Raw genomic sequence first — 26,383 nt, forward strand, 5'->3', positions numbered from 1 at the left:
GGCGTTCCGAACTCAGTCGATCTCGCACTCCTTCGCCGACATGAGGGCGAAACGGCATCGGATCGACTGAGTTCGGAACACCCGCCACCCTCAGCGCAGGTCGTACAGGCGCTTGTACTTGCCCTCGCTCCGGGGGAGGGATCCCGGTTCCTCGACCTGCACGTCCACCGACGTCCCGATCGACGTCTTGATCCGCAGCTTCAGCACCTCGGCCGCGGCGAGGGCGCTCGCCGCGGCGATGTCGGGGTGCCGCTCGATCCGTACCTTGAGCGCGTCGAGGTGGCCCTGCCGGGTGAGCTCCAGGACGAAGTGCGGGGTGAGCGTCTCGATGCCGAGCGCGATCTCCTCGATCTGCGTCGGGAACAGGTTCACGCCGCGCAAGATGATCATGTCGTCGTCGCGGCCGGTGATCTTCTCCATCCGCCGCATCGCCGGATAGGCGGATCCGGGCAGCAGCCGGGTGAGATCCCTGGTGCGGTAGCGGACCACGGGGAACGCCTGCTTCGTGAGCGAGGTGAACACGAGCTCGCCCGGCTCGCCGTCAGGAACGGGCTCTCCCGTGGAGGGGTCGATGATCTCGGGCAGGAAGTGGTCCTCCCAGATGTGCGGGCCGTCCTTCGTGGCCACGGCCTCCATCGCGACACCGGGTCCCATGACCTCGCTGAGCCCGTAGATGTCGACGGCGTCGATGTTCAGCCGCTGCTCGATCTGATGACGCATCTCGTTCGTCCACGGCTCGGCGCCGAGGATCCCGACCTTGAGCGAGGTGGAGCGGGGGTCGATCCCGGCCTGCTCGAGCGCGTCGGCGATCGTCAGGAGGTACGTCGGGGTGCACATGATCGCGTCGGGCTGGAAGTCGTGGATCAGCTGGACCTGCTTGGCCGTCTGCCCGCCCGACATCGGGATCACGGTCGCACCGAGACGTTCGATGCCCGCATGCGCGCCCAGGCCGCCGGTGAACAGGCCGTAGCCGTAGGCGTTGTGCACCTTCCAGCCCGGCTGCACCCCGGCGGCGCGCAGCGAGCGCGCGATCAGGTCGGCCCAGTTGTCGAGGTCGGTCTGGGTGTAGCCCACCACGGTCGGGCGACCGGTCGTGCCCGAGGACGCGTGGATGCGGCGGACATCCGCCATCGGCACCGCGAACATGCCGAACGGGTAGTACTCGCGCAGGTCGTCCTTGGTCGTGAACGGCAGGCGCGCGACGTCGGCGAGGGTGCGGATGTCGTCGGGGTGGATCCCCGCCCGCTGGAATGCGAGGCGGTAGAACGGCACGTTCTCGTACGCGTGATGCGCCGACCACTGCAGGCGCTCGAGCTGCAGGGCGCGCAGCTCCTCCGGGGCCAGGGCGGTGGCCGTGTCGTCATGCGCGGCGCCGACGGCGGTGTCGGTCATGAGTTCTCCTCGGGGAAGGGGCGATTCGTGGTGATCGAGCGGCCCCGGAACTCGGCGACGATGTCTCCGGTCTCGTCCGTCACCGTCACGTCGTAGAGGCCGGTGCGGCCGTTGCGCGCGCGGCGCGCCCCCGCAGCCGTGAGCACCTGCCCCGCACGCGTCGACTTCAGGAAGGTGATGTCGGCGCCCGCGGCGACCGTGACCTTCTCGTCCTCGTTGCAGACGATCGCGAAGGTCGTGTCGGCGAGGGCGAAGACCAGCCCGCCGTGCGTGATGTCGAAGCCGTTCAGCATGTCCTCGCGCACGGTCATCGAGACCACGGCGCGGCCGGGCTCGTCCACCTCCACGCGCATGCCGAGGGCGGATGCGGCACGGTCGCGGCGCATCATCGGACGCAGGTCGGCGACGGGGTCGGTCATCTGTTCTCCTTCGAACGGGGCGGCGCGGATCCGGTGCGGTGCCGGTTCGGGAAGGTCCTCCTTCTGCGAACGATACGAGTGTGCCATAATTACTGTACGAACGGTAGGTAATTCACTCAGGAGTCGACGATGACTGTTTCCCCCGTGGCCTTGACCGAGGATCTGGACGCCCAGACGGTGTTCGACGAACTCGTCGAGAACGAGCAGCGCATCGAGCCGCGCGACTGGATGCCGGAGGCGTACCGCAAGACGCTCATCCGGCAGATCTCCCAGCACGCCCACTCCGAGATCATCGGCATGCAGCCGGAGGGCAACTGGATCACCCGCGCTCCGAGCCTCAAGCGCAAGGCGATCCTGATGGCGAAGGTGCAGGACGAGGCGGGGCACGGGCTCTACCTCTACTCCGCCGCGCAGACGCTCGGCATCACGCGCGACGAGATGATGCAGCAGCTCATCGACGGCAAGGCCAAGTACTCCTCGATCTTCAACTACCCGACGCCGACCTGGGCGGATATGGGCGCGATCGGGTGGCTCGTCGACGGCGCCGCGATCTGCAACCAGGTGCCGCTGTGCCGCGCCTCGTACGGTCCGTACGGACGCGCGATGGTGCGCATCTGCAAGGAGGAGTCGTTCCACCAGCGCCAGGGCTTCGAGATCCTGCTGACCCTCATGCAGGGCTCCGAGGAGCAGCGCGCGATGGCGCAGGACGCCGTGAACCGCTGGTACTGGCCCGCGCTCGCGATGTTCGGCCCGCCGGATGACCAGTCGCCGAACTCTGCGCAGTCGATGCAGTGGAAGATCAAGCGCTTCTCCAACGACGACCTGCGCCAGCGTTTCGTCGCCATGCTCGTGCCGCAGGCCGAGATCCTCGGCGTGACGCTGCCGGATCCGGAACTCCGCTTCGACGAGGAGACCGGGCAGTACACGATGGGCGAGATCGACTGGGACGACTTCTTCGAGGTCGTCCGCGGCAACGGCCCGTGCAACGCCGAGCGGCTGCAGCGCCGTCGCGACGCGCACGCCGAGGGCGCCTGGGTGCGGGAGGCCGCCGCGGAGTACGCCCGCAAGCAGGCGGCTCGCGCCCTGAACGGAGAGGCGGCGGCGTGATGACCACCCCCGGAGCGTCGCCCGAGGAGAGCTGGCCCATGTTCGAGGTGTTCGTGCGCGCGAACCGCGGCCTGAGCCACGTGCACGTCGGATCCCTGCACGCCCCCGACGCCGACATGGCGCTGCGCAACGCGCGCGACCTGTACACCAGGCGCAACGAGGGCACGTCGGTGTGGGTCGTGCCCGCCGACGCGATCACCACGAGCGACCCGGACGACAAGGGCGCGTTCTTCGAGAGCCCCGCGGGCAAGAACTACCGCCACGCCGTGTACTACACGGCCTCCGAGGGGGTGCCGCACCTGTGAGCGCCCTTCGACAGGCTCAGGGACCGGATCACGACGGCTTCGACCCGCACGGCGATGTCTCCGTCGACGAACTCGCGCTCGCCGCGGAGCTCGCGGGCTCCGGCGAGCGCGCGGCCTCCGCCGACATCGCCGAGTACGCCCTCTGGCTCGGCGACGACGCCCTGATCCTCTCCCAACAGCTCGGTGCCTGGATCACTTACGCCCCCGAGCTCGAGGAGGACGTCGCCCTCGGCAACATCGCCCTCGACCTGCTCGGGCATGCGCGCTCGTTCCTGCGCTACGCCGGATCCTGGGACGGACGCAGCGAGGACGACCTCGCGTACTTCCGCGACGAGGCCGAGTTCCGCAGCTCCTGGCTCGTAGAGCAGCCCAACGGCGACTTCGCGCAGACGATCGCGCGCCAGCTCCTCGTCAGCACGTACATGCTCGAGCTGTACTCGGCGCTCCGGGGCAGCACCGACGTGACCTTCGCCGCGATCGCGGAGAAGGCCGTCAAGGAGGTCGACTACCACCGCGACCACGCCGTGCAGTGGGTGCTGCGTCTCGCCGGAGGCACCGAGGAGTCGCGCGCCAGGATCATCCGCGCCTTCGCGGACGTCTGGCCGTACGCCGCCGAGCTGTTCCGCGACGACGACCTGATCGACCGCCTCGGCGACGCCGCAGTGCGCCCCTCCTCGCTGCGGGCGGGATTCGATGCCGTGGTCGCTGCCGTGTTCGCCGAGGCGGAGCTGGACGTCCCCGCCGGATCCGCCTCCGCCGGCGGCGGACGGCACGGATCCCACGCCACCGGACTCGGTCACCTGCTGTCCGAGATGCAGGTGCTCGCCCGTCGTCACCCGGGAGCGACATGGTGACCGGGCTGCGCGAGCGCGCCTGGGCGGCGGCGGCCGCGGTCAAGGATCCGGAGGTCCCGGTGCTGACGATCGAGGACCTCGGGGTGCTGCGCGACGTCGCCGTCGACGGCGACCGGATCCGCGTCGACATCACCCCGACCTACAGCGGATGCCCCGCGATGGACACGATCCGCGACGACGTCGAGCTCGCGCTCACCCGGGCCGGCTTCGGCGACGTCGAGGTGCGTCTCGTGCTCGCGCCCGCCTGGACCACGGACTGGATGAGCGAGGAGGGCAAGCGCAAGCTCACCGAGTACGGCATCGCCCCGCCCAGCGGCCACGCGGCCCTGCGACGGGCCCAGGGACCGGTGCGCGTCTCGCTCGGCGTGCGCTGCCCGCGCTGCGGGTCCCTGGACACCCGCGAGCTCTCCCGCTTCGGCTCCACGTCGTGCAAGGCGCTCTACGAGTGCCGCGCGTGCCTCGAGCCCTTCGACCACTTCAAGGCGATCTGATGACGCTCTGGCACCTGGGCGCCGCCGCGCACACCGCCGCCCCCGAGGAGGCCGCCACCGAGCGCGTCGCCGGGGCGCTCCTCAACAGCGTGGTCGGCGGCCCTTCGTCCGGCTCGGGGACCGCGGGGTCGCCGCGCCGGCGCACCCGCTTCCACACCCTCGCCGTGCAGGAGGTGCGCCCGCTCACCGACGAGGCGATCGAGGTCACCTTCGCGGTGCCGGAGGACCTCTCGGGGGAGTTCGACTATCTCGCCGGGCAGCACGTGGCCCTCCGCGCCGAGCTCGACGGCCACGAGGTCCGACGCTCCTACTCCCTCTGCCGGCCGCCGGCGCGAGACGCTTCGACGGGCTCGGGGACCATCAGCGTCGCGATCAAGCGCGACCGCGGGGGCCGTTTCTCCACCTGGGCGCAGAGCGAGCTGCACGCGGGCGACCGCATCGACGTGATGAGTCCGCAGGGCACCTTCACCTCGGCGCTCGCCGCCCTCGACGAGGCGCACGTCGTCGGCATCGCCGCGGGGTCGGGCATCACGCCGCTCATGGCGCTCGCTGCGACGGTGCTCGCGCGCTCCGACACCAGCCGCTTCACCCTCGTCTACACGAACCGCCGGGCGACCGACGTGATGTTCCTGGACGACCTCGCCGACCTCAAGGACCGCTATCCGGCGCGCTTCGCGGTGCACCACGTGCTCACCCGCGAGCAGCGCTCGGCTCCGCTGCTGTCGGGCCGCATCGACGAGGAGCGCCTGCGCGGCATCCTCGACGCGCTCGTGCTGCCGGCGACCGTCGACGAGTGGTTCCTGTGCGGGCCGTTCGATCTCGTCCAGCTCTGCCGCGACACCCTCGCCGACATCGGCGTCGAGTCCGCGCACCTGCGCTACGAGCTGTTCACCACCGGCGAACCGGGGCAGGAGCGCCCGGAGGCCGGGCGCCCGATCGAGGTGCGCGAGGACGAGCCCGTGCGCACGATCGAGTTCACCCTCGACGGCCAGTCCGGATCCGTGGACACCCCGGTGTCGGCGAACGAGTCGATCCTGAACGCCGCGCTCCGCGTGCGTCCCGACGTGCCGTTCGCGTGCGCGGGCGGCGTGTGCGGCACGTGCCGGGCGCGCCTCGTCGACGGATCCGTCACGATGACCGAGAACTACGCGCTCGAGCAGGACGAGCTCGACCGCGGCTACGTGCTCACCTGCCAGTCGCACCCCACGACGGAGCGCGTCGTCGTCGACTACGACGTCTGAACGCCGCCGTCCGGAGCGAACCCTCGACAAGCTCAGCACCAAGGAGGAATCATGATCGGCCTCGCGATCGACGGCGCCGTCGCGCACATCACGCTGAACAACCCCGACAAGCTCAACGCCCTCGACGAACAGGCCGTGCGCGACCTCGGAGACGCCTACGCCGAGGCGGAGCGCGCCGGGGTGCGCTCCCTCGTGCTGACGGGCGAGGGCAGGGCGTTCTGCGCAGGGCGCGACATCTCCGGCGTCGACCCGCGCGACGACGACGTGATGGGCTACCTCGACGGGATCGTCACGCCCGTGCTGCAGCGCATGTCGTCGTTCCCGGCGCCGACCTTCGCCGCCGCGCAGGGCGCCTGCCTCGGGGTGGGCCTCGGCCTGCTCATCGCGACGGACGTCGTCTACGTCGCCGACACCGCGAAGATCGGATCCCCGTTCGCCGCCCTCGGCGCGACGCTCGACTCGGGCGGGCACGCGCTGTTCGTGGAGCGGCTCGGCGCCCACCGCGCGCTCGACCTCATCTACTCCGGCCGCCTCATGAGCGGATCCGAGGCGGTCACGGCGGGGCTGTTCTCGCAGGCGATGCTCCCCGAGATGGTGCACGAGGCCACGCTCGAGGCCGCCGCGCGTGCGGCGCGGGGCTCGACCGCGGCATTCGTCGCGAGCAAGCGCCTCGTCGCCGCCCTCCGCGACGAGCGGCTGGGGCTCTGGGACTCGATGCGTCAGGAGAACACGGCCCAGGCGGCGCTCTGCGACACGGACGACTACCGCGAGGGCTTCGCCGCGTTCCAGGAGAAGCGCCCGCCGCTCTTCGAGGGGCACTGAGCCGGCCCGACTACGCTGGACGGTGCTGCTCCGCCAGGAACGGCGGACGGGAGCGAGCGTGGTCGAGGGGGCCGTCGAGCGGATGCGGGGGACGCGCGCCTACGCGTCCTTCATCGGGATCGGGCTCGCCGCGGGCCTCCTCTCCGGCCTTTTCGGCGTCGGCGGCGGCACGGTCATCGTCCCGCTGCTCGTGCTGCTGCTCGCGTTCGACCAGCGTCTGGGCGCGGGCACGTCGCTCGCCGCGATCGTGCCGACCGCGCTCGTGGGCGTCGTCTCGTACGCCGTCCACGACTCGGTGGCGTGGATCCCGGCGCTGATCCTCGCGGTCGGATCCGTCGTCGGCGCGCAGATCGGCACCCGCCTGCTGCCGCGGATCTCTCAGACCGCGCTGCGCTGGTGCTTCGTCGGCTTCCTCGTGATCGTGATCGTGAGCCTGTTCCTGGTCATCCCCTCGCGAGGCGCGGTGCTCGAACTGACCTGGGTGACCGGCCCGCTGCTGCTCGTGCTGGGCCTGTTCACGGGCGTGCTCGCGGGCCTGATCGGGGTCGGCGGCGGGATCGTGGTCGTCCCTGCGCTCATGCTGGCGTTCGGCACGAGCGACCTCGTCGCGAAGGGCACCTCGCTGCTCATGATGATCCCGACCGCGATCTCCGGCACGATCGGCAACCTGCGCAATCACAACGTGGATCTGGTCGCCGCGGCCTTCATCGGCCTCTCCGCCTGCACGACCACGGCGCTCGGCGCCTGGCTCGCGACCCTCATCGACCCGTTCGTGGGCAACGTCCTGTTCGCGGTGTACCTGGCCTTCATCGCGGTGCAGATGGCGATGAAGGCGATCCGCGGGCGGAGTGCCCGCACCGCCTGAGCGACCGCTCGGCGGGGGATCGGCGCCGCTCGATAGGATCGAGGGGTGCCCGTGAATCCTGAACTGGTCGGCCGGGAGTTCCCGCCGACGGCCCCGTACCTCGTCGGCCGCGAGAAGGTGCGCGAGTTCGCGCGCGCCGTGTTCGCCGACGCCCCGCAGCACACCGACGTCGCGGCGGCCCAGGCGCTCGGCTTCGCCGACGTCGTTGCCCCGCCCACCTTCGCGATGGTGATCCAGGACCTCACGCTGCAGCAGCTGCTGGGGCTGGAGGACTCCGGGATCGTGCTGTCCCGCACGATCCACGCCGAGCAGCGCTTCTCCTACACGCGCCCGATCGTGGCCGGCGACGAGCTCACCGCGCAGCTGACCGTGACCGGGATCCGCGCGATGGGCCCTGCCGTGATGATCACGAGCGATGCCGAGATCCGCGACGCCGCCGGCGCGCACGTCGTGACCGCCACGTCGGTGCTGCTCGTGAGCGACGCCCCGGCCGAGAACGAGGAGGCTGCCGCGTGAACGTCGGAGACATCATCGCCGAGCGCACCGTGCACCTCACGCGCGAGTCGCTCGTGCGCTACGCCGGCGCGTCCGGCGATTTCAACCCGATCCACTACCGCGACGACGTCGCCGCCGAGGTCGGCCTTCCCGGCGTGCTCGCGCACGGCATGCTCACGATGGGCGTCGCCTCGTCGGTCGCGGTCGCAGCCCTTCCCGGCACGGCGCGGATCCTCGACTACGGCGTGCGCTTCGCGCGGCCGATCGTGGTCGACCCGCAGGCCGGCGCCGACGTCGCGATCACCGCCAAGGTGGGCGCGATGGACGAGACCGCGGTGCGGATCGACCTGACCGTCCGGTTCGCGGAGACCACGGTGCTCGTCAAGGCCCAGCTGCGCGTTGCGGCGGACTCGCTCTGACATGGCGGAGATCGATCCGATCCGCCTCGCCGCGCTGACCACGCTGCAGACCGGCGCCGCGCCCGCGCGCATGATCGATGTCTCGACCGAGGACGAGCTCGTCTCCGCCCTCCGCGCGGTATGGGCGACCCGTGACGAATGGTTCGTGCTGGGCGGAGGATCGAACCTCTTCGCGGGCGACGCGCCCTTCGACGGCACGGTGATCCGCATCCGGACGAACGGCATCGAGGAGCTCCCGTCCCCGCATCCCGGCCGGGTCCGGCTGCGCGCGCAGGCCGGACACGACTGGGACGCGCTCGTCGCGTACGCGGTCGAGCGCGGCTATGCGGGCATCGAGGCGATGTCGGGGATCCCCGGCACGGTCGGCGCCGCCCCCGTGCAGAACATCGGCGCCTACGGGCAGGAGATCCAGGAGACCCTCGTCGAGGTCGAGCTGCTCGACGAGCACTCGGGCGAGGTCGTCGTCACGCCGGCGTCCGAGCTCGGTCTCGGCTTCCGCACGTCGGTGCTCAAGCACCACTACGGCTCGGTCGCAGAGCGCCGTGCCGTGATCCTCTCCGTCACGCTGGACCTGGCTGTCACCGGCGACGCGGGACGGGTGGTGCGCGGAGAGCAGCTGCGCCGCGCCCTGCAGCTCACGAGCGACGACCCGGTGCCCCTGGCCTGGGTGCGGGAGCGGATCCTGGCCACCCGCGCCGCGAAGGGCATGCTCTTCGATCCGGCCGATCCGGACACGCACGGCGCTGGATCCTTCTTCCAGAACGCGATCGTCTCCGAGGCCGTGGCGCGCACGCTGCCGCCGGAGTGCCCGCGCTGGCCGGTGACGCCCGACCTCGACACGGTCACGGTGATCCCGCTCGACTCCTACTACGGCCTGTCGCCGAGGCCCGAGGCGCCCCCGAGCGATGTGAAGGTGAGCGCCGCCTGGCTGATCGAGCACGCCGGCATCGGCAAGGGCTTCTCGCTGCCGCGTTCGCGCGCCGGCGTCTCCACGAAGCACGCTCTCGCGCTCACGAACCGCGGTGGTGCGACGGCGGGGGAGATCGCCGAACTCGCCCGGTTCATCCAGAGCAGGGTGCATTCCGAGTTCGGCCTGCTGCTGCAGCCGGAGCCCGTGCTCATCGACGTCGAGCTCTAGGCGCAGCGACGCGGAACGCCGACCACGCCGTAGGCTCGAAGGGTGCTCGCGACCCTCACCGGATTCGCCGTCGTCGGCCTTGCGATCTTCGTCGGCTACGTGATCGGTCGCATCGATCTGCTCGGCACGCATGCGCGCGAGGTCCTGAGCCGTCTGACGTTCTTCGTGCTGTCGCCGTTCCTGCTGTTCTCGGTGCTCGCCAAGGCAGACGCGCATGTGCTGTTCTCCGCCCTGCTGCCGGTGTCCGCGATCGCGGCGGTGGTCGTGATCGCCGTGTATGCACTCGTCGCCAGGATCGTCTGGAGGCGCAGCGTGGGCGAGACCATGATCGGCGCGCTCTCGGCGGGGCAGGTGAACTCGAACAACATCGGCATCCCGCTGTCGCTCTACCTGCTCGGCAGCGCCGCGTATCCGGCACCGGTGATCCTCATGCAGCTCCTGGTGTTCACGCCGATCTCGCTGACCATCCTGGACACCGTGACCGCCGGCCGCACGTCGGTGTGGCGCACGGTGCTGCGCACCGCGACCAACCCGATCATCCTGGCATCAGCGCTCGGCACGCTGGTCTCGGTGCTGGGCATCGAGCTGCCCCCGATCGTCATCGAGCCGGTCACCCTGATCGCGAACGCCTGTGTCCCTGTGCTGCTGATCAGCTACGGCATCTCGTTGCACGGGCAGCGCGTGCTCGGCGCGGCGGGGCACCGCAGGGACGTGCTGCTGGCGAGCGCGCTGAAGCTGCTCGTCATGCCGGCGATCGCATGGCTGCTGGCGCAGTTCGTGTTCGGGCTGTCCGCGCATGCCGTGCTGATCGTGGTTGTGCTGGCGGCGCTGCCGACTGCGCAGAACGTGTTCAACTACTCCCAGCGCTACGGCGTCGGGGAGGCGGTGTCGCGCGACACGGTGTTCCTCACGACGATCGGGTGCGTGCCGGTGCTCCTCGGAGCCGTCCTGCTGCTCGGCTGAGGTCGGAGCCGGGGCGTACGCTCGCAACATGACCGGACTCGTGCCCTACATCCTGTTCCCGGGCACCGCCGTCGATGCGCTGGCGTTCTACCAGGCGATCTTCGGCGGCGAGGTGGTGATGCACACCTATGCCGAGTTCGGGCGGGCGGACGGCCCTGGCGATGCGATCGCGCACGGCGAGCTCGTCCGCGGTCCTGTTCAGCTCGCGGCGGCCGATGCCGCGGCGGACGAGGACGCCGTGCACATGAACGGCCTGTTCTTCTCGCTCCTCGGGACGGCGGATCCGGAGACTCTGACGCGCTGGTTCGCGCAGCTCGGCGACGGCGGCCGCGTGATCGACTCGCTGCAGGAGCGGCCGTGGGGCGCGCACGACGGCACGCTCGCCGACCGTTTCGGCGTGCACTGGCTCATCGGTTACGAGGACTGACGCGCGGCGGTCACAGCACTTCGACGACGACGCTCGAGGCGACGAGCAGCAGCAGACCCGTGATCCGCAGCGGGGTGAGCGGGCGGCGGGGGAGCCCGAACGCGCCGCGCGCGTCGATCACGGCGGACGCCAGCTGTTGCCCGGTGACGGTGAGCACGACCGTGGTCGACGCGCCGATCTCCGGGATGAGCAGGAAGGTCCCCGTCACGTACAGCACGGCGGCGAACCCGCCGAGCCAGGCCCACCAGGGCGCGGTCCGAAGTTCGCGCAGCCGGGGAAGCGGAGTCGTCCCGCGCGCCCGGCGGATCGCGAGGACGACCGTGATGGCGAGGGCGGCGACGACGAAGCTCGTGGTGGCGACCGCGAGCGGATCGCCGAGGCGCGTGCGGAGCTGCGCGTTGATCGCGCCCTGGAACGGGAGCACGGCCCCCGCTGCAAGGCCCAGGGCGACCCATCCGGGACCGATCCGGCGCGCGATCGGTGCGCCCGGCGCCGGGACCGGCGGGAGCGCGGGTGCCGCTCCGGTGGTCGCCCCCACGGCGGGCAGCGCCGGGACCGGTGCCTGAGCGCGCACGATGATCGCGATCCCGATCAGGGCGAGCGCGGATCCCGCGACCAGGCCGATCGTGAGAGGCCGGTGCGGCACGCCCAGCAGGCCGAAGCCGTCGATCACCGTGGAGCCGAGGATCTGGCCCGCGACGAACAGCCCGGCGGCGGTGAGCGCCCCCACCCGGGGCAGGAGCAGGATGCCGCTCGTGATGTACATGGGCGATGCGAGGCCGCCGAGCAGCATCCACCCCGGCACGTCGGTGAGGCGCTGCAGCGCCCCCAGTGAGGAGGTCGCCGCCGCCGTGCCGACGAGCAGGGCGACCGCGACCCAGAGCTGGAGCGTCGCGCCTCCGTAGGGGTTGCCCGCGGCCTTGGCGAGTCTCGGGTTCACCGAGGCCTGCACGGCGAGCAGGATGCCGATCACGGCGGCGGCCGCGAGCATGATCTCCTTCATTGCTTCTCCTCTCATATCCGGACAGCATGTCCGGTTAACGTGACGGATGCAACCGGTCGCGTCGTCCGTTTATTGCCGATCCGTCGAACCGCGGGGGATAATCGCCGTGGACGAGGAGGCGCATGCCGGAAGAGGGAAGCGGCCCGCCGCTGCTCGCGCCGGCGGCGCGGGGCGAGCGGGCCGATGCCGCGCGCAACCGTGAGAAGGTGCTCGCCGCCGCCGCGACTCTGCTGGCCGCCGCGGAGCCGTCCCAAGTCTCGATGGGGCAGATCGCACGGGCGGCCGGCGTGGGGCGGGCGACGCTGTACCGCCGCTATCCGGACGTGCACTCGATCGCGGTCGCCCTCCTGGACGAGCACGAGCGCGACCTGCAGCGGCGCATGATGGAGGGTCCGCCGCCGCTCGGCCCCGGCGCCTCGCCGGGGGAGCGGCTGACGGCGTTCTTCGCCGCGATGGTCGATCTGCTCGAGCGCTTCGGGCCCCTGCTCCTGGCCGCGGAGAGCGGCGCGGGTCGCTTCGAGACAGGGGCGTACGGATTCTGGCGCACTCATGTCTCCGCGCTGCTCGCGCAGTCCGGGGTGGCGGACGCCTCGGCGCGGGCGGACCTGCTCCTCGCCGCCGTGGATCCGGAGCTGCATCGGTTCCAGCGCCGGTCGATGAGCGCGGAGCAGCGCGTCCGGCAGCTGAGCTGGCTTGCGCGCTCCGTGCTCGACGAGGGGTGACCGCAGCGCCGGGGTGCGCGGGGATGCGTCGACGCCCCCTCTGGGCACCGACGCCCCCTCTGAATCGCGTTGCTCAGGAGGGGTGTGGGCAACCCGAGGGGGCCTCGGCGTGGAAGAGCGGGCGCTCGCGATGCCTCGTTCGGGTCAGGCGAGCGCTGCTCTGATCTCCGCACGGGAGAAGCTCGCGGTGGGCAGTGCGCTCGTGCGGCGGGCCAGCACGCGCTGGGCGGGATCCAGCACGAAGGTGCCGCTGTGCTGCAGCGTCAGGAAGCGTCCGAGGCCCACGGCGCTGTGCGCATCGGTGGATGCGACCGTCTGCAGCGTCGTGATGCGCTGCACGGCGCGTGCGTCGGCGGGTGCGCCGGGCACCACGATGACGACGTGCGCGTCTCCGAGCTCCCCGGCCTCCGCCATCCGCTGCAGGGCGCGTAGGTGCGCACGGCAGATGGGGCAGCGGCTCGTGCGCATGAAGAAGACCACGGCGGCGCGGTCGGCCGGAAGGATCGTGCGGAGCGAGACGACGGCGCCGTCGGACGTGGCCACTGACATCTCGGGGAACGGGGTGCCGACGGCGGGCGCAAAGAGGGCATCGGGAGTGGGCATGGGTCCTCGGATCTGGGATGATGACGGATAGGTAATGGGGTTGCGTTAATGGTCAACCGGGTTGCCTATCTTTGTCAAGGGGGTTGCGTATGTACGGCGAGACACTGCGGGAGTTCGCCGCGGCTGCCCAGGATGACCTCGGGCAGCTCATCGCCGCCGCCTCCGCACGGCTCATGAAGGACGCGTTCGAGCGCTTGTCCGCGCTCGGATATCCCGAGGTCCATCCCGCGCACATCGCCGTCTTCACGGGTCTCGATCCGGAGGGGACCCGCGTCTCGGTACTCGCCGAGCGCGCGGGGATCAGTCGTCAGGCGATGAGCGTCCTGGTCCGCGGCCTCGAGCAGTCCGGGTATCTCTCGACGCAGGCGGATCCCTCGGATCAGCGCGCGACCCTGGTGCGTCTCGACGCGCGGGGCGCGGCGTTCTGCGACGCGGCGATCGCGATCGCCCGGGAACTCGACGGCGAGATCGCGAAACGCCTCGCACCGGGGCGGATGCAGCTGCTCAAGGAGACCCTGCGCTCCCTCGGAGAGTGAGCGTCCGCCGCCGCGAATGCGCCGACGCCCCCTCTGGGCGCCGGGACCCCCTCTGAATTGCGGAATTCAGGAGGGGCGCGGATCGCCAGAGGGGGCGTCGACGTGGAGAGCGGTGCGCGTCAGGACGCGAACAGGCGCTGCAGACGCTGCACGCCCTCGAGCAGCTGGTCGTCGCCGAGTGCGTACGACATACGGATGTAGCCGGAGGGGCCGAACGCCTCGCCGGGGACCACGGCCACCTCGGCCTGGTCGAGGATCAGATCGGCGAGCTCGAGCGAGGTCGTCGGGGTCACGCCGCCCCAGGTGCGGCCGAGCAGACCCTGCACGTCGGGGTAGACGTAGAACGCGCCGGTCGGGTTCGGCACCACGAGGCCGTCGATCTTGGACAGCTCGGAGACGATCAGCTTGCGGCGGCGGTCGAACGCCTCGCGGAACTGCTCGGCCTCGGTCTGCGGGCCGTTGAGGGCGGCGATCGCGGCGCGTTGCGCGACGTTGTTCACGTTGCTGGTGAGGTGCGACTGCAGGTTGCCCGCGATCTTGATCGCGTCGGCGGGGCCGACCATCCAGCCCACCCGCCAGCCGGTCATCGCATAGGTCTTCGCGACGCCGTTGACCAGGATCGTCTGACCGGCGACCTCGGGGAGCGCCTCGACCACGGAGGTCGCCTTCACCCCCTCGTACGTGAGGTTCTGGTAGATCTCGTCGGAGATGATCCAGATCCCGTGCTCGAGCGCCCACGCGGCGATCGCGGCGGTCTCCTCGGGGGAGTAGACGGATCCGGTCGGGTTGGACGGCGAGACGAACACGAGCACCGTGGTGCGCTCGGTGCGCGCGGCCTCGAGCTGGTCGACCGTGACCTTGTACTCCTGGTCGGCGCCCGCGAAGACCTCCACCGGGACGCCGTCAGCGAGACGGATCGCCTCGGGGTACGTGGTCCAGTACGGCGCCGGCAGGAGCACCTCGTCGCCCGGGTTCACCACGGCCTGGAACGCCTGGTAGACCGACTGCTTGCCGCCGTTCGTGACGATGACCTGGCTCGGCGAGACCTCGAGGCCGGAGTCGCGCAGCGTCTTCGCGGCGATCGCCTCGCGCAGCTCGGGCAGGCCCGCCGCAGGCGTGTAGCGGTAGTTCGCCGGGTTCGCGAGCGCCTCGGCGGCCGCGTCCACGATGAACTGCGGCGTGGCGAAGTCGGGCTCGCCCGCGGCGTAGGAGACGACGGGCTTGCCCTCGGCCTTGAGGGCTTTGGCCTTGGCATCCACCTTCAGCGTGGCGGACTCGGCGATGGCGGAGAGTTTGCGGGAGAGAGGCGCGCGTTCGGTCACGCCACCAGCGTACTCGCGCGCCTGGCGTGCGAAATGGCCGTGACGTACAAAGCGCAGGCGCCGTTCTCCGTCATGGCGAACAGGTCCGGACGCGGGGATCCGGCACCAGATCGTGCCGGGAGCGGCGGGATCCGGCGCCTCCTCAGGTCAGGAACGACGGCGGAACGGCGCAGTAGTCGGCGAGGCGGCGCGTCGGCGCCTCCGGATCCGTCACGTCGACCAGCGTGGTCGCGGCGGTGTGCGGAACCTCGTCGCCGTCGATGAGCCACACGGAGAAGTGCCATAGTCCGCGGGTGCGCTCGGCGAGCAGGGCGGTCGAGCCGGACACGATCTCGACGGCGTCCCCGCCCGCGGCGCGGAACGGCGTCACGATCTCGGCACGCAGGCGCGCCTCGTCGCGATCGCCCGCCGCGGCGACGGAGACCGCGACGCCCCGGGCGCGCAGGGCGGCGGCGAGGCCGCCCGCGAACGCGGCCGACCGGTCTGCCGAGGGGCTGGCGACTGCGAGCAGTCGCGCCCCGCGCGGGTAGTCGCGCAGGAACTCGTCGACGAGGTCTTCGAGGAGCACGCGCGCTGCGGTCGGGGCGGTCATGCCTTCAGCGTAGGCGGACGCGTGGGAGGGCCGGTGCGATCCCGTCGGATGCGGCGCGGCCCTGGCCGGCTTGGGCCCCTGGCCGGCTTGGGCCCCTGGCCGGCCTCGCGCCGGGCCGGCGCTCAGGTGACGGCGTCGCGCTCCTGGAACTCGGGTGCACGCCACAGCTCCTCGTCGAGCACGCGGCGCAGGGTCTCCACGGCGTCCCAGACGTCGGCGTGGCCGAGGTACATCGGGGTGATCCCGAATCGCAGCACCTCGGGCTCGCGGTAGTCGCCGATCACGCCGTTCGCGATGAGCGCCTTCATCACGGCGTAGCCCTCGGGGTGGCGGAACGACACGTGGCTGCCGCGCTGCGCATCCTCGCGCGGCGTGATCAGGGTGAGCGGATGGCTCGAGAGTCGCGTCTCGACGAGGCGGATGAACAGCGTCGTCAGCGCGAGCGACTTGCGGCGCAGCGCCTCCTGGTCGACCTCGAGGTGCATGTCGAGGCCGACCTCCATGGTCGCCATCGACAGGATCGGCTGGGTGCCCACGAGGAAGCGCCGCCCGCCGGGCGCGGGAGCGTACGCGTCGGTCATCGCGAACGGGCGGTCGTGCCCCCACCAGCCGGTCAGCGGCGTCTCGACCCGGTCGAGATGGCGTTCGGCGACCCAGAAGAAGGCAGGGGACCCCGGGCCGCCGTTGAGGTACTTGTACGTGCAGCCGACGGCGAAGTCGGCGCCGGCGTCGGCCACGGCCACGGGCACCGCGCCGACCGAGTGGCAGAGGTCCCAGACCGCCAGGGCGCCCGCGACGTGGATCCGCCCCGTCGCCTCTGCCATGTCCCAGAGGTGGCCGGTGCGGTAGTTCACCTGGGTGAGCAGCACGACGGCGACGTCCTCGCCGAGGGCCGCGTCGAGGTCCTCCGGAGCGTCGATCAGTCGCAGCGAATAGCCGCGATCGAGCAGCGCGATCAGACCCTCGACGATGTAGAGGTCGGTGGGGAAGTTCTCCCGCTCCGAGACGATGACCCGGCGCTCGGGGGCATCCTGCTGCTGGAGCCGGATCGCGGCCGAGACGGCCTTGAAGACGTTCACCGAGGTGGTGTCCGTGGCGACGCACTCGCCCGCGCCGCCGCCGATGAGCCGGCCGATCTTCTCACCGATCCGGAGGGGCAGGGCGAACCAGTGGTTCTTGTTCCAGCTGCCGATGAGGTCGGCGCCCCACTCCCGGCTCACCACGTCGGCCGCCCGGGCGACGGCGTCACGGGGGAGCGCGCCGAGCGAGTTGCCGTCGAGGTAGACGATGCCCTCCGGGAGGGCGAAGCGCTCGCGGAGTCCGGCGAGCGGATCGTTCCGATCGGCCTCTTCGCACTGCTCGCGGGTGATCGGGGCGGCGGCGTCCGTCATCGTGGAGTCCTCCTGGGTCGTGGATCCGGCTCGGCCGGGGATACGGAGATCAGGATCCATGATGACGAATCGTCGGAAGAACGCCTAGGATTCCGACAAATATCCGAAATTGACGATGTATCACGGTGGATCACCGGATCGATGACGCTCCAGGAGGCACAATGGCGGACGGAATCCGGCTCACCCCGACGGATCGGCGGATCCTGGACGAGCTGACCATCGACGGCCGCCTGTCGAACAAGGAGCTCGCCGCGCGGGTCGGCCTTCCCCGCTCGACCTGCCATGGGCGGGTGCGCGCACTCGAGGAGGCCGGCGTGATCCGCGGCTATCACGCGGAGCTCGACCCCGTCGCGGCCGGTGCAGGGGTCGAGGCGCTCATCATGGTCGCCGTCAAGGAGGACGCCCGCGACCAGGTGCCCGCCATCACGGCTCGGCTGCGCACGATCCCCGGCGTGCAACGGGTCTACCTGATCGGCGGCGTGCACGATCTCGTCATCCACGTCGCATGCGCGAGCGTTCCGGGGCTTCGGGACTTCCTGCGCACGCACCTCGGATCCGTCCCCGCACTCGGGCAGACCCAGACCCAGATCATCTTCGAGCAGCATCCGGGGGCGGCGGTCATCCCCGCCTGAGCGCGGATGCGGCGCACGCCGGGTCAGCGTTCGACGAGCACGCCGTCCTCGTCCGCGTAGAGCACGGCGCCGGGGCAGAACTCCACGTCGCCGAAGCGCAGCATCACATCGACCTGGCCCGTCCCGGCCTTGGCGCTCTTACGCGGATTGGTGCCGAGGGCCTTGACGCCGAGAGGGAGGCGGCCGATCGCCGCACTGTCGCGGATCGCACCGTGGACGACGACGCCGGCCCAGCCGTTCGCGACCGCGCTCGCCGCGATCAGGTCGCCCATGAGCGCGGTGCCGAGGGATCCGGATCCGTCGATCACGAGCACTGCTCCGTCGCCGGGAGTGGCGAGGAGGTCCTTCACGAGCTGATTGTCCTGGAAGCAGCGCACCGTGCGGATCGGGCCCTCGAAGGCGAGGCGCCCGCCGAAGTCGCGGAGCTGCAGGGCGAGCGACTGCAAGGCGTCGCCGTGCTCGTCGTAGAGGTCTGCGGTGGAGGTCATGCGGTGGATCCTTTCCTGCTTCTGCGGGGCCTTCGAGAGAGGACGGAGCGCCCTTCGTCTCGTCGCTGCGCTCCTCGCTCAGGGACCGGGTGGGCTCGTCGCTGCGCTCCTCGCTCAGGGACCGGGTGGGCTCGTCGCTGCGCTCCTCGCTCAGGGACCGGGTGGGCCGGTCCCTGAGCGAGCGCAGCGAGACGAAGGGCGCTCGACGACCCCGTCGGGGTGTCAGCTGAACTGGTTCATCGTGTTGTGCTGACCGCCGGCCTTGAGGGCCGCGTCGCCGGCGAAGTACTCCTTGTGGTTGTCGCCGAGGTCGGATCCGGCCATGTTCTGGTGCTTGACCGTGGCGATCCCGCCACGGATCTCGCGGCGCTGCACGCCCTTGACGTACGCGAGCATGCCCTCGTCGCCGAAGTAGCCCTTCGCGAGGTCATCCGTCGACAGCGCGGCGGTGTGGTAGGTCGGCAGCGTGATGAGGTGGTGGAAGATCCCGGCGCGGGCGGATCCGTCGCGCTGGAAGGTGCGGATCTTCTCGTCGGCGAGACGCGCCAGCTCGGTGTCGTCGTACTCGACGCTCATGAGCGCGCTGCGGTCGTAGCCGGAGACGTCCTCGCCCTGCTCCGCCAGGAGGTCGTACACCTGCTGACGGAAGTTCAGCGTCCAGTTGAACGACGGGCTGTTGTTGTAGACCAGCTTCGCGTTCGGGATCTCGGCGCGGATCGCGTCGACCATGCCGGCGATCTGCTCGACGTGCGGCTTCTCGGTCTCGATCCACAGCAGGTCGGCGCCGTTGCGCAGCGACGTGATGCAGTCCAGCACGACGCGCTCCTCGCCGGTCCCCGGACGGAACTGGTAGAGGTTGCTCGCGAGACGACGGGGCCGCAGCAGCCGGCCGTCGCGCTTGATGATCACGTCGCCGTTGCCGAGCTCGGCCTCGGAGATCTCCTCGACGTCGAGGAACGCGTTGTACTGGTCGCCCAGATCGCCCGGCTCGTGGGTGACGGCGAGCTTCTGGGTGAGCCCTGCGCCCAGCGAGTCGGTGCGGGCGACGATGATCCCGTTGTCGATCCCGAGTTCGAGGAAGGCGTAGCGGACTGCGTTGAGCTTCGCGATGAAGTCCTCGTGCGGCACGGTGACCTTGCCGTCCTGGTGGCCGCACTGCTTCTCGTCCGAGACCTGGTTCTCGATCTGGATCGCGCATGCGCCCGCCTCGATCATCTTCTTGGCGAGGAGGTAGGTCGCCTCCGGGTTGCCGAAGCCGGCGTCGATGTCGGCGATGATCGGGACGACGTGGGTCTCGTAGTCGTCGATCTGGGACTGGATGAACTCGGCCGCGGTCTCGTCGCCGGCCGCGCGCGCCGCGTCGAGCTGGGTGAAGAGCAGGTCGAGCTCGCGGGCATCGGCCTGGCGCAGGAACGTGTAGAGCTCCTCGATCAGCGCGGGCACTGCCGTCTTCTCATGCATCGACTGGTCGGGGAGCGGCCCGAACTCGGAGCGGAGGGCGGCGACCATCCAGCCGGAGAGGTAGAGGTAGCGCTTGTTCGTCGTCTTCAGGTGCTTCTTGATCGAGATGAGCTTCTGCTGCCCGATGAAGCCGTGCCAGACGCCGAGCGACTGGGTGTAGAGCGACGAGTCGGCGTCGTACTCCTCCATGTCGCGGCGCATGATGTCGGCCGTGTACTGCGCGATCTCGAGGCCGGTGCGGAAGCGGTTCTGCGCCCGCATGCGGGCGGCGGACTCGGGGTCGATGGCGTTCCATCCGGATCCGGCCGCCGCCTTGAGGGCCTGGATGGCGTCGATGTCGTCCTGGTAGCGGGTCATGGTCATGTCCTTCGTTCGTGGGCGAATGGTCGGGGCGTCGAGGGTCAGGCGGTCTCGACGAGGAAGCGGGAGTAAGCGGGCAGCGTCAGGAACGCCGGGAACTCGGGCTGCAGTGCCACCTCGCGGAACACCGCGGCGGCGTCCTCGAAGCGGTCGTTCTCGTTCCGGAGCGTCTCGGCGAGCACCTCGGCGATCAGGCCCTCGACGTACTCGGCCGTGATGAGGGTGCCGTCCTGGGTGGACTGTCCCTGGTGGATCCACTGCCACACCTGCGAGCGGCTGATCTCGGCGGTCGCCGCATCCTCCATGAGGTTGTCGATCGCCACGGCGCCGATCCCGCGCAGCCAGGCCTCGAGGTAGCGGATCGCCACCGAGACGTTGTCGCGCACGCCGTCGGCCGTGATCGGGCGCCCGATGTGCACGTCCAGCAGATCCTCGGCGCGCACCTGCACGTCGTCCCGCTGCCGGTCGAGCTGGTGGGGGCGCTCGCCGAGCACGGCGTCGAACTCGGCCTGCGCGGTCGGGATCAGGTCGGGGTGCGCCACCCAGGTGCCGTCGAAGCCGTCGCCGGCCTCGCGCTTCTTGTCCGCCGCGACCTTCTCGACGGCCCGGGCGGTCACCTCGGGGTCGCGGCGGTTCGGGATGAAGGCGCTCATGCCGCCGATCGCGAAGGCGCCGCGCTTGTGGCAGGTCTTCACGAGCAGCTCGGTGTAGGCCCGCATGAACGGCACCGTCATCGTGACCTCGCTGCGGTCGGGGAGCACGAAGCGCGCGCCGCGACCGCGGTAGTTCTTGATGATCGAGAAGATGTAGTCCCAGCGCCCGGCGTTCAGGCCCGCGCAGTGCTCGCGCAGCTCGAACAGGATCTCCTCCATCTCGAACGCGGCGGGCAGCGTCTCGATCAGCACGGTCGCGCGGATCGTGCCGCGGGGGATCCCGAAGTACTCCTCGCTGAACGTGAACACGTCGTTCCAGAGCTTCGCCTCCTCGCTCGACTCGAGCTTGGCGATGTAGAAGTACGGCCCGCGGCCGGCCTCGATGAGGGCCTGCGCGTTGTGGAAGAAGTAGAGGCCGAAGTCCACCAGCGAGCCCGAGGCGTCCATGCGGCGACCGGTGCGGTCGGTGAACTCGAGGTGCTTCTCCACGAGGTGCCACCCGCGGGGGCGCATCACGATCGTGGGGGTCTGCTCGGCGGTGACGCGGTACTCCTTGCCGTCCTCGCTCGTGTGGGTCAGGCGTCCGCGGATCGCGTCGCGCAGCGACAGCTGCCCGCCGATCACGTTGCGCCAGGTCGGGCTCGTCGCATCCTCCTGGTCGGCCAGCCAGACCTTGGCGCCGGAGTTCAGCGCGTTGATGGTCATCTTCGGGTCCGTCGGTCCGGTGATCTCCACGCGGCGGTCCTCGAGGCCGGGGCCCGCACCGGCGACGCGCCAGTCGGCGTCCTCGCGGATGTGGCGGGTGTCGTCGCGGAAGCGCGGGTCGTGCCCGTTGCCGATCTCGAAGCGACGGCGCATGCGGTCGGCGAGACGGTCATGACGGCGTCCGCCGAAGCGGTGGTGCAGCTCGGTGAGGAAGGCCACGGCGGCGGGTGTGAGGATCTCGCCGAAGCGTTCGTGCATCGGGCCGGTGATGCGGATCGCGGGGCCCTCGGTGCCGGAGACGGCGGTGCCGACGGTCCGGATCGGGGCGGTCGGCGACGCGGTGGGAATGGTCATGATCTGTCTCCTCCGTGAGTGGATCCGGTCCGGCTTCTGCACCGGGGTGGCTTGAGACCACTCTGAGTGAAGATCCGGAGTCGGTCGGACCAAATCAGTGGAGAAGTTTGCTCAGATTTCTGTTTTCGTGACAGAATCGGCGCCATGGTCACCGCAGACACGGCAGAAGAGGTCGACGCGCTCACGATCGGGCGGCGCATCCGGCAGCTCCGCACGGTGGCGGGGCTGACGCTCGAGCAGCTCGCGACGGCGATCGAGCGGGCGCCGAGCCAGGTGTCCATGATCGAGACCGGCAAGCGCGAGCCGAAGCTCACCCAGCTGCAGCTGATCGCCCGCGCGCTGGACACGACGATTGACCAGATCCTCGCCGAGCAGCCCCTCGACGAGCGTGCCGCGATGGAGATCGCGGTCGAGCGCGCGATGAAGGGGCAGACGTTCCAAGCGCTCGGGATCGCTCCGTTCCGGATCTCGAAGACCGTGCCCGACGAGGCGCTGCGGGCGCTGCTCGCCCTGCACGGCGAGATCGACAAGCTCCGCGACGAGCGCGCGGCGACTCCCGAGGAGGCCCGCCGTGCGAACGTGGAGCTGCGCCACCTCATGCGCCGTCAGGACAACCACTTCGCCGACCTGGAGAAGAAGGCGGCGGAGATCCTCGCCGCCGTGCACCACCCTGGTGGCCCGCTGACGCAGCGCAGCGCGAGCGATATCGCCGCCCACCTCGGTTTCACGCTGCACTACGCGCCCGACCTGCCGCAGTCCACGCGCAGCGTCGCCGACCTCGCGCACGGGCGGCTGTACCTCTCCAGCCGCGTGCCGGGCAAGGGCGACGCCCGTACGGCCGTGCTACAGGCGCTCTCGAGCCGCATCCTCGGGCATTCCGAGCCGCGCAGCTACGCCGAGTTCCTCCGGCAGAGAGTCGAGACCAACTACCTCACGGGTGCACTGCTCATGCCGGAGGAGCACCTCGTGCCCGTGCTGAAGGATGCGAAGGAGCGCCGCGCGATCTCGATCGAGGACCTCCGCGACGCCTATTCCGTGTCCTACGAGACCGCGGCGCACCGGTTCACGAACCTCGCCACCCGGCACCTGGACATCCCGGTGCACTTCCTCAAGGTGCACGAATCGGGCACCATCACGAAGGCGTACGAGAACGACGACGTGAACTTCCCGACCGACCGGCTCGGATCCATCGAGGGGCAGATGTGCTGCCGCAAGTGGACCAGTCGGGTCGTGTTCGAGGAGGAGGACCGGTTCAACCCGTACTACCAGTACACCGACACCGGCAACGGGACGTACTGGTGCACCGCGCGCGTGGAGCCGTCGAGCGAGGGCCTGCACTCGGTGAGCGTGGGTGTGCGCTTCGACGACACGAAGTGGTTCATCGGGCGGGACACCCCGAACCGCGGCGTCTCGAAGCACTCGGTCGAGGTGTGCTGCCGGCGCGCTCCGGCCGATCTCGAGAAGCGCTGGCGCGAGCAGTCCTGGCCGAACGTGCGCACCCCGCGCACCCTGCTCGCGACGCTGCCGACCGGAGCGTTCCCCGGCGTCGACACGACGGACGTGTACGAGTTCCTCGAGGCTCACGCCCCCGCCTGAGCCCGCCCCACTACCGCGTCGTCCCCACCAGCGGAGCCCATGGGGTGCGCTGACGGGGACGACTCGGAGATTGGAGGGTCTTACTTCCGCGTCGTCCCCACCAGCGGAGCCCATGGGGTGCGCTGACAGGGACGACTCGGAGGTGGAGGGTGTTGCTAGGCGCGGCGGGCGCGGGTGCGGGCGCGGGCCAGCAGAAGGCCTGCGGCGATCAGAGCGAGCGCGACGAGGGCCGCGGCGCCGACCGTGCCACCGGTGAGCGCCAGGCCGCCGCCGCCGCTGCCGTCGCTCGGCGGTAGCGCCACGGCCGGGGCGGTCGGGCTCGGCGACGCCGTCGGCGTGGTGGGCGCCCCCTCGGCGACCGTGAAGGTGGCGGTCAGGGCCTTGCCGGTCTGCTCGCCGGTCAGGGCGACGGTGTACTCGCCCGGCTCGGTCGGGGCGGTCAGCGCCAGCGCGACGCCGCCGTCGATGACGTCGGTGCGCCCGATCGCGTCGGCCGCGGCGCGCGCCGCCGCAGTCGCCGCCGAGACCGAGCCGTTGACCTGCCGGTCGCCGTTCAGCCCCGAGGCCGTGAGGGTGAGCGTGCCGCCGGGGGCGACCTTCTCGGGCACGGTGAGGGTGGCGCCGGCCGACAGCGCGGGCAGGCCGCGGTTCAGCTGCAGGGCGCCCGCGATGGTGAAGAAGTTGTCGGTCTGGTCCGTGAGGCCCACGACGTTCGCGGCCCCGGGGCCGTAGCCGGCGATGCGCACCTGGCTTCCGGTGTGCTGCTGCGAGCCGCCGGCCCCCGCGGTGCCGTAGGACACCTTCATGGTGGAGCCCTCGGTGGTCTTCAGCGCGATCGAGAGCGAGGTTGGCGGGGTGCTGTCCACGATCTGCGAGGTGTGCGCGTGGTCGGCGGTGACGATCACGAGGGTGTCGCCGTCGGCCTTGGCGAAGTCGAGCGCGACCTGAACGGCCTCGTCGAGGTCGATGGTTTCACCGATCTGTCCGCACGCGTTGGCGGCGTGGTCCTGCTTGTCGATGGATGCGCCCTCGACCTGCAGGAAGAAGCCCTTGTCGCCCTTGAGCAGGTCGATCGACTTCTGGGTGAGTGCCGCGAGCGAGAGCGACGAGTCCAGGCGGTCGGCGCTCTCCGTGCACGAGACGGGCGCCGCGTCGGCGCCGCCGACGGTGGCGGTGGTCTCTGCGAAACGCGTCGGGAAGTTCCCCGGCGTGAAAGCGCCCAGCACCGGACCCGCCTGGTCCGCGCCGCTGATCGCGGCGAGGTCGGCGGCGGTGCGGGCGACCTGGTAGCCGCGGGTCGCGGCCTGCTGGAACAGCGTGGCCCCAGGCCATGCGCCGGCCTTGGCCGTCTGCTCGAAAGACTCGGACCCGCCGCCGAGCGTGACGTCGGCGCGGGTGTCCAGGATCTGCTCGCTGATCGAGCCCCTGCCGCCGTTCTCGAGCAGGTCTGCCCCGCACTGTTTGACCGAATCGGGGCCGTAGCACTTGCGGCCGGCGACGTGCGCGGCCTGCACGGCCGGGGTCGCATCCTGCAGCTCCGCGGTGGAGACGTTGCCGGTCTTGCGCCCGTTCGCCTTGGCCAGCTCGAGCAGCGTGTCGTGGCCCTGGCCTGCGATGTCGACGGAGATCGCGCCGTCGTAGGTCTTGGTGCCGGTCGCCCAGGCGGATCCGGTCGCGGCCGAATCCGGCACGTAGTCGGCCGAGCCGTCCTTGTTCAGCGAGTACGTCGTGTACGAGCCGGTCAGGGGCAGCGCGTCGATGCCGGGGAGGCGTCCGCCCGCGCCGTACTGGTAGTCGCGGGCGACCGTGATCTCGGAGTCGCCCATGCCGTCTCCGATGAGCAGGATCACGTTCTTCGCGGGACCGTCGACGATCGCGTCGCGCAGGGCCGCGGTCTGGTCGCCGTCGTTGCGGGTGGCGCCGCCGGGGGCGGACGGGTCAGACGGTGCGGCCGCATACGCGGCGGGTGCGGCCAGTGCGGCGCCGGCGACGAGGGCGAGCGCGATCGCGGAGCGCGCGAACGTGTTTCTGGCGTTCATGGGTGTCTTCCTCTGGGGGGACTGGGGAGGCCCGGCGCCTCACGTGCATGCACGCCGGGCCCGGGCACGTCCAGCCCACCAGCGGCAGGGGTACGGCGGGTGACGCCCCGGTGACGAATCGATGAATCCGCTGAATGACGGCTATGGCGAGGCTGGATCCGGTCTGGATCCGGATCGGATCCGGCGGCATCGTCCCCGCCAGCGGAGCCCATGGGGTGCGGTGGCGGGGACGACCCGAAATGTGGGTACTGTCCATCTCCGCGTCGTCCCCCTCAGCGGAGCCCATAGGGTGCGCTGAGGGGGACGACGCGGAAGTGGAGGGGTCAGGCGGCGTTCCAGCGCAGGCGCGATGCGGCCTCGTCGAGGTCGCGGCGGACCGTCTCGGCCTGCGTCACGGGGAGGAGTGCGACCAGGAGCGGCGACGTGCCGGGCGCCGGCGCCACCGCGTAGGCGAGAGCGCGGGATCCGTCGTGCTCGTGACTCAGCACGGCCCGGGTGGCTCTGCCCTCGGCGAGCGAGTACCAGGAAAACTCCCCGCCAGAGGCGAGCAGCACGGCGGCGGCCTCCGTGGCGCGGTCGAGCAGGGTGCGGGATCCCTCCCGCGGGGCGAAGTGTGCAGGGTCGAGGCCCAGCCCCGCCGCGAGGTCCGCATCGAGCCAGCGCTCGCGGTTCCGGTCGGCGGCGGCCGCGGGCGCCAGCAGCGATCCGTAGGTCTGCAGCAGTCCGGCGTTGCCGATCGGCCAGGTCGCCTCAAGCCCCGCCCGCTCGTGCAGCGCCTCGAAGAGCGCCTGCGGGAGAAGCGCTTCGCCGGTGCGCGCGTCGATCGCGGTGGCGAGGCCCCAGCGACCGAAGAGCCCGGCCGCGCGATCCGCATCGATCGCCGTCACGAGTCCGTCGATCGCCTCGAGGGCCGCGGCTCCCGCGCCGGGGGTGGAGGCCGCGGTGGCGGCCGCCCGGTCCGGATCCTCGATGCCTCCCATGCGCCCAC

The 26,383-nt window shown here is 70.9% G+C and carries 28 protein-coding genes; 16 read left to right on the forward strand and 12 right to left on the reverse strand.

Annotated elements, in window-relative coordinates; genetic code table 11:
* Positions 1-90 precede the first annotated feature (90 nt).
* Positions 91-1,392, reverse strand: coding sequence for a phenylacetate--CoA ligase PaaK (gene paaK / locus ACFC1J_RS12635; RefSeq protein ID WP_375906376.1), 1,302 nt, complete (start codon positions 1,390-1,392; stop codon positions 91-93).
* Positions 1,389-1,811, reverse strand: coding sequence for a hydroxyphenylacetyl-CoA thioesterase PaaI (gene paaI / locus ACFC1J_RS12640; RefSeq protein ID WP_375906379.1), 423 nt, complete (start codon positions 1,809-1,811; stop codon positions 1,389-1,391). The genes paaK and paaI overlap by 4 nt, the downstream gene beginning before the upstream one ends.
* A 129-nt stretch (positions 1,812-1,940) precedes the next feature.
* Here paaI and paaA point away from each other — a divergent pair, with 129 nt between their 5' ends.
* The 12 genes from paaA to ACFC1J_RS12700 all read left to right on the forward strand — a co-directional run bounded on the left by paaA (position 1,941) and on the right by ACFC1J_RS12700 (position 10,938).
* Entirely contained in the window at positions 1,941-2,918 is a 978-nt protein-coding gene (gene paaA, locus ACFC1J_RS12645; RefSeq protein ID WP_375906382.1) for a 1,2-phenylacetyl-CoA epoxidase subunit PaaA, read from the forward strand.
* On the forward strand, positions 2,918-3,223 hold the full coding sequence (gene paaB / locus ACFC1J_RS12650; RefSeq protein WP_045272044.1) for a 1,2-phenylacetyl-CoA epoxidase subunit PaaB: 306 nt from the start codon (positions 2,918-2,920) through the stop codon (positions 3,221-3,223). Before paaA ends, paaB begins: the two co-directional genes overlap by 1 nt.
* Positions 3,220-4,077, forward strand: a complete 858-nt coding sequence (gene paaC / locus ACFC1J_RS12655; protein ID WP_375906386.1) for a 1,2-phenylacetyl-CoA epoxidase subunit PaaC — start codon at positions 3,220-3,222, stop codon at positions 4,075-4,077. Before paaB ends, paaC begins: the two co-directional genes overlap by 4 nt.
* A complete protein-coding gene (paaD, locus tag ACFC1J_RS12660; protein ID WP_375906389.1) occupies positions 4,071-4,568 on the forward strand; it encodes a 1,2-phenylacetyl-CoA epoxidase subunit PaaD in 498 nt (165 codons plus the stop codon). The genes paaC and paaD overlap by 7 nt, the downstream gene beginning before the upstream one ends.
* A complete protein-coding gene (paaE, locus tag ACFC1J_RS12665) occupies positions 4,568-5,809 on the forward strand; it encodes a 1,2-phenylacetyl-CoA epoxidase subunit PaaE (protein WP_375906392.1) in 1,242 nt (413 codons plus the stop codon). Before paaD ends, paaE begins: the two co-directional genes overlap by 1 nt.
* Positions 5,810-5,860: 51 nt before the next feature.
* Complete coding sequence (locus ACFC1J_RS12670) at positions 5,861-6,631, forward strand: enoyl-CoA hydratase/isomerase family protein (RefSeq protein WP_375906395.1); 771 nt, start codon at positions 5,861-5,863, stop codon at positions 6,629-6,631.
* Positions 6,632-6,713: 82 nt separating this feature from the next.
* Positions 6,714-7,496, forward strand: coding sequence for a sulfite exporter TauE/SafE family protein (locus ACFC1J_RS12675; RefSeq protein WP_375907010.1), 783 nt, complete (start codon positions 6,714-6,716; stop codon positions 7,494-7,496).
* A gap of 45 nt (positions 7,497-7,541) precedes the next feature.
* The gene (locus ACFC1J_RS12680) at positions 7,542-8,012 is read left to right on the forward strand and encodes a MaoC family dehydratase N-terminal domain-containing protein (protein WP_375906397.1); all 471 of its coding nucleotides are present in this window, start codon (positions 7,542-7,544) and stop codon (positions 8,010-8,012) included.
* Positions 8,009-8,410 carry a MaoC/PaaZ C-terminal domain-containing protein gene (locus ACFC1J_RS12685; protein WP_375906400.1) on the forward strand — a complete coding sequence of 134 codons (402 nt, stop codon included), beginning with the start codon at positions 8,009-8,011 and terminating at the stop codon, positions 8,408-8,410. The genes ACFC1J_RS12680 and ACFC1J_RS12685 overlap by 4 nt, the downstream gene beginning before the upstream one ends.
* 1 nt (position 8,411) lies before the next feature.
* On the forward strand, positions 8,412-9,548 hold the full coding sequence (locus tag ACFC1J_RS12690) for a UDP-N-acetylmuramate dehydrogenase (RefSeq protein WP_375906403.1): 1,137 nt from the start codon (positions 8,412-8,414) through the stop codon (positions 9,546-9,548).
* Positions 9,549-9,590: 42 nt separating this feature from the next.
* Complete coding sequence (locus ACFC1J_RS12695) at positions 9,591-10,511, forward strand: AEC family transporter (RefSeq protein WP_375906406.1); 921 nt, start codon at positions 9,591-9,593, stop codon at positions 10,509-10,511.
* Between the two features lie 28 nt (positions 10,512-10,539).
* Complete coding sequence (locus tag ACFC1J_RS12700) at positions 10,540-10,938, forward strand: VOC family protein (RefSeq protein WP_375906409.1); 399 nt, start codon at positions 10,540-10,542, stop codon at positions 10,936-10,938.
* 10 nt (positions 10,939-10,948) lie between these two features.
* Here ACFC1J_RS12700 and ACFC1J_RS12705 read toward each other — a convergent pair whose 3' ends face one another.
* Complete coding sequence (locus ACFC1J_RS12705) at positions 10,949-11,941, reverse strand: DMT family transporter (RefSeq protein ID WP_375906412.1); 993 nt, start codon at positions 11,939-11,941, stop codon at positions 10,949-10,951.
* A 122-nt stretch (positions 11,942-12,063) separates the two neighbouring features.
* Between ACFC1J_RS12705 and ACFC1J_RS12710 the strand changes: the two genes are divergently transcribed.
* Positions 12,064-12,663, forward strand: a complete 600-nt coding sequence (locus ACFC1J_RS12710; protein ID WP_375906415.1) for a TetR/AcrR family transcriptional regulator — start codon at positions 12,064-12,066, stop codon at positions 12,661-12,663.
* 144 nt (positions 12,664-12,807) lie between these two features.
* Here ACFC1J_RS12710 and ACFC1J_RS12715 read toward each other — a convergent pair whose 3' ends face one another.
* Positions 12,808-13,266 (reverse strand): redoxin domain-containing protein, encoded by a 459-nt coding sequence (locus tag ACFC1J_RS12715; RefSeq protein WP_375906417.1) that lies wholly within the window; start codon positions 13,264-13,266, stop codon positions 12,808-12,810.
* 89 nt (positions 13,267-13,355) lie between these two features.
* Between ACFC1J_RS12715 and ACFC1J_RS12720 the strand changes: the two genes are divergently transcribed.
* On the forward strand, positions 13,356-13,802 hold the full coding sequence (locus ACFC1J_RS12720) for a MarR family winged helix-turn-helix transcriptional regulator (RefSeq protein WP_375906420.1): 447 nt from the start codon (positions 13,356-13,358) through the stop codon (positions 13,800-13,802).
* A gap of 119 nt (positions 13,803-13,921) precedes the next feature.
* Here the strand turns inward: ACFC1J_RS12720 and ACFC1J_RS12725 are convergent, their stop codons facing one another.
* From ACFC1J_RS12725 to kynU, 3 genes are all read right to left on the reverse strand, one after another.
* Positions 13,922-15,124: a pyridoxal phosphate-dependent aminotransferase gene (locus ACFC1J_RS12725; RefSeq protein WP_045272033.1), complete on the reverse strand. Its 1,203-nt coding sequence runs from the start codon at positions 15,122-15,124 to the stop codon at positions 13,922-13,924.
* Between the two features lie 142 nt (positions 15,125-15,266).
* Complete coding sequence (locus tag ACFC1J_RS12730) at positions 15,267-15,716, reverse strand: hypothetical protein (protein ID WP_375906423.1); 450 nt, start codon at positions 15,714-15,716, stop codon at positions 15,267-15,269.
* Between the two features lie 122 nt (positions 15,717-15,838).
* A complete protein-coding gene (kynU, locus tag ACFC1J_RS12735) occupies positions 15,839-17,167 on the reverse strand; it encodes a kynureninase (RefSeq protein ID WP_375906425.1) in 1,329 nt (442 codons plus the stop codon).
* Positions 17,168-17,268: 101 nt separating this feature from the next.
* Here kynU and ACFC1J_RS12740 point away from each other — a divergent pair, with 101 nt between their 5' ends.
* Positions 17,269-17,739: an Lrp/AsnC family transcriptional regulator gene (locus tag ACFC1J_RS12740; RefSeq protein ID WP_375906428.1), complete on the forward strand. Its 471-nt coding sequence runs from the start codon at positions 17,269-17,271 to the stop codon at positions 17,737-17,739.
* A 23-nt stretch (positions 17,740-17,762) separates the two neighbouring features.
* Here ACFC1J_RS12740 and rraA read toward each other — a convergent pair whose 3' ends face one another.
* From rraA to aceB, 3 genes are all read right to left on the reverse strand, one after another.
* Positions 17,763-18,227: a ribonuclease E activity regulator RraA gene (gene rraA, locus ACFC1J_RS12745; protein WP_375906431.1), complete on the reverse strand. Its 465-nt coding sequence runs from the start codon at positions 18,225-18,227 to the stop codon at positions 17,763-17,765.
* A 222-nt stretch (positions 18,228-18,449) separates the two neighbouring features.
* The gene (locus ACFC1J_RS12750; RefSeq protein WP_375906434.1) at positions 18,450-20,045 is read right to left on the reverse strand and encodes an isocitrate lyase; all 1,596 of its coding nucleotides are present in this window, start codon (positions 20,043-20,045) and stop codon (positions 18,450-18,452) included.
* A gap of 44 nt (positions 20,046-20,089) precedes the next feature.
* Positions 20,090-21,760 (reverse strand): malate synthase A, encoded by a 1,671-nt coding sequence (gene aceB / locus ACFC1J_RS12755; RefSeq protein ID WP_375906437.1) that lies wholly within the window; start codon positions 21,758-21,760, stop codon positions 20,090-20,092.
* A gap of 144 nt (positions 21,761-21,904) precedes the next feature.
* Between aceB and ACFC1J_RS12760 the strand changes: the two genes are divergently transcribed.
* On the forward strand, positions 21,905-23,356 hold the full coding sequence (locus ACFC1J_RS12760; RefSeq protein ID WP_375906440.1) for a helix-turn-helix domain-containing protein: 1,452 nt from the start codon (positions 21,905-21,907) through the stop codon (positions 23,354-23,356).
* A 155-nt stretch (positions 23,357-23,511) separates the two neighbouring features.
* Here ACFC1J_RS12760 and phoA read toward each other — a convergent pair whose 3' ends face one another.
* On the reverse strand, positions 23,512-25,395 hold the full coding sequence (gene phoA / locus ACFC1J_RS12765) for an alkaline phosphatase (protein WP_375906443.1): 1,884 nt from the start codon (positions 25,393-25,395) through the stop codon (positions 23,512-23,514).
* 323 nt (positions 25,396-25,718) lie between these two features.
* Positions 25,719-26,375 (reverse strand): amino acid deaminase, encoded by a 657-nt coding sequence (locus ACFC1J_RS12770; RefSeq protein ID WP_375906445.1) that lies wholly within the window; start codon positions 26,373-26,375, stop codon positions 25,719-25,721.
* Positions 26,376-26,383 lie beyond the last annotated feature (8 nt).

Source organism: Microbacterium sp. NPDC056052 (genome assembly GCF_042266785.1).
Classification (GTDB): Bacteria; Actinomycetota; Actinomycetes; order Actinomycetales; family Microbacteriaceae; genus Microbacterium.

Bases quoted from the DNA above. Each gene is read 5' to 3' on its own strand.
- kynU (WP_375906425.1), bottom strand. From the start codon at position 17,167: ATGGATCCTGATCTCCGTATCCCCGGCCGAGCCGGATCCACGACCCAG.
- paaI (WP_375906379.1), bottom strand. From the start codon at position 1,811: ATGACCGACCCCGTCGCCGACCTGCGTCCGATGATGCGCCGCGACCGT.
- paaD (WP_375906389.1), top strand. From the start codon at position 4,071: ATGGTGACCGGGCTGCGCGAGCGCGCCTGGGCGGCGGCGGCCGCGGTC.
- ACFC1J_RS12700 (WP_375906409.1), top strand. From the start codon at position 10,540: ATGACCGGACTCGTGCCCTACATCCTGTTCCCGGGCACCGCCGTCGAT.
- rraA (WP_375906431.1), bottom strand. From the start codon at position 18,227: ATGACCTCCACCGCAGACCTCTACGACGAGCACGGCGACGCCTTGCAG.
- paaA (WP_375906382.1), top strand. From the start codon at position 1,941: ATGACTGTTTCCCCCGTGGCCTTGACCGAGGATCTGGACGCCCAGACG.
- ACFC1J_RS12705 (WP_375906412.1), bottom strand. From the start codon at position 11,941: ATGAAGGAGATCATGCTCGCGGCCGCCGCCGTGATCGGCATCCTGCTC.
- ACFC1J_RS12670 (WP_375906395.1), top strand. From the start codon at position 5,861: ATGATCGGCCTCGCGATCGACGGCGCCGTCGCGCACATCACGCTGAAC.
- ACFC1J_RS12770 (WP_375906445.1), bottom strand. From the start codon at position 26,375: ATGGGAGGCATCGAGGATCCGGACCGGGCGGCCGCCACCGCGGCCTCC.
- paaB (WP_045272044.1), top strand. From the start codon at position 2,918: ATGACCACCCCCGGAGCGTCGCCCGAGGAGAGCTGGCCCATGTTCGAG.
- ACFC1J_RS12760 (WP_375906440.1), top strand. From the start codon at position 21,905: ATGGTCACCGCAGACACGGCAGAAGAGGTCGACGCGCTCACGATCGGG.
- ACFC1J_RS12675 (WP_375907010.1), top strand. From the start codon at position 6,714: ATGCGGGGGACGCGCGCCTACGCGTCCTTCATCGGGATCGGGCTCGCC.
- paaK (WP_375906376.1), bottom strand. From the start codon at position 1,392: ATGACCGACACCGCCGTCGGCGCCGCGCATGACGACACGGCCACCGCC.
- ACFC1J_RS12710 (WP_375906415.1), top strand. From the start codon at position 12,064: ATGCCGGAAGAGGGAAGCGGCCCGCCGCTGCTCGCGCCGGCGGCGCGG.
- ACFC1J_RS12690 (WP_375906403.1), top strand. From the start codon at position 8,412: ATGGCGGAGATCGATCCGATCCGCCTCGCCGCGCTGACCACGCTGCAG.
- ACFC1J_RS12750 (WP_375906434.1), bottom strand. From the start codon at position 20,045: ATGACCCGCTACCAGGACGACATCGACGCCATCCAGGCCCTCAAGGCG.
- ACFC1J_RS12730 (WP_375906423.1), bottom strand. From the start codon at position 15,716: ATGACCGCCCCGACCGCAGCGCGCGTGCTCCTCGAAGACCTCGTCGAC.
- paaE (WP_375906392.1), top strand. From the start codon at position 4,568: ATGACGCTCTGGCACCTGGGCGCCGCCGCGCACACCGCCGCCCCCGAG.
- ACFC1J_RS12715 (WP_375906417.1), bottom strand. From the start codon at position 13,266: ATGCCCACTCCCGATGCCCTCTTTGCGCCCGCCGTCGGCACCCCGTTC.
- ACFC1J_RS12740 (WP_375906428.1), top strand. From the start codon at position 17,269: ATGGCGGACGGAATCCGGCTCACCCCGACGGATCGGCGGATCCTGGAC.
- aceB (WP_375906437.1), bottom strand. From the start codon at position 21,760: ATGACCATTCCCACCGCGTCGCCGACCGCCCCGATCCGGACCGTCGGC.
- phoA (WP_375906443.1), bottom strand. From the start codon at position 25,395: ATGAACGCCAGAAACACGTTCGCGCGCTCCGCGATCGCGCTCGCCCTC.
- ACFC1J_RS12720 (WP_375906420.1), top strand. From the start codon at position 13,356: ATGTACGGCGAGACACTGCGGGAGTTCGCCGCGGCTGCCCAGGATGAC.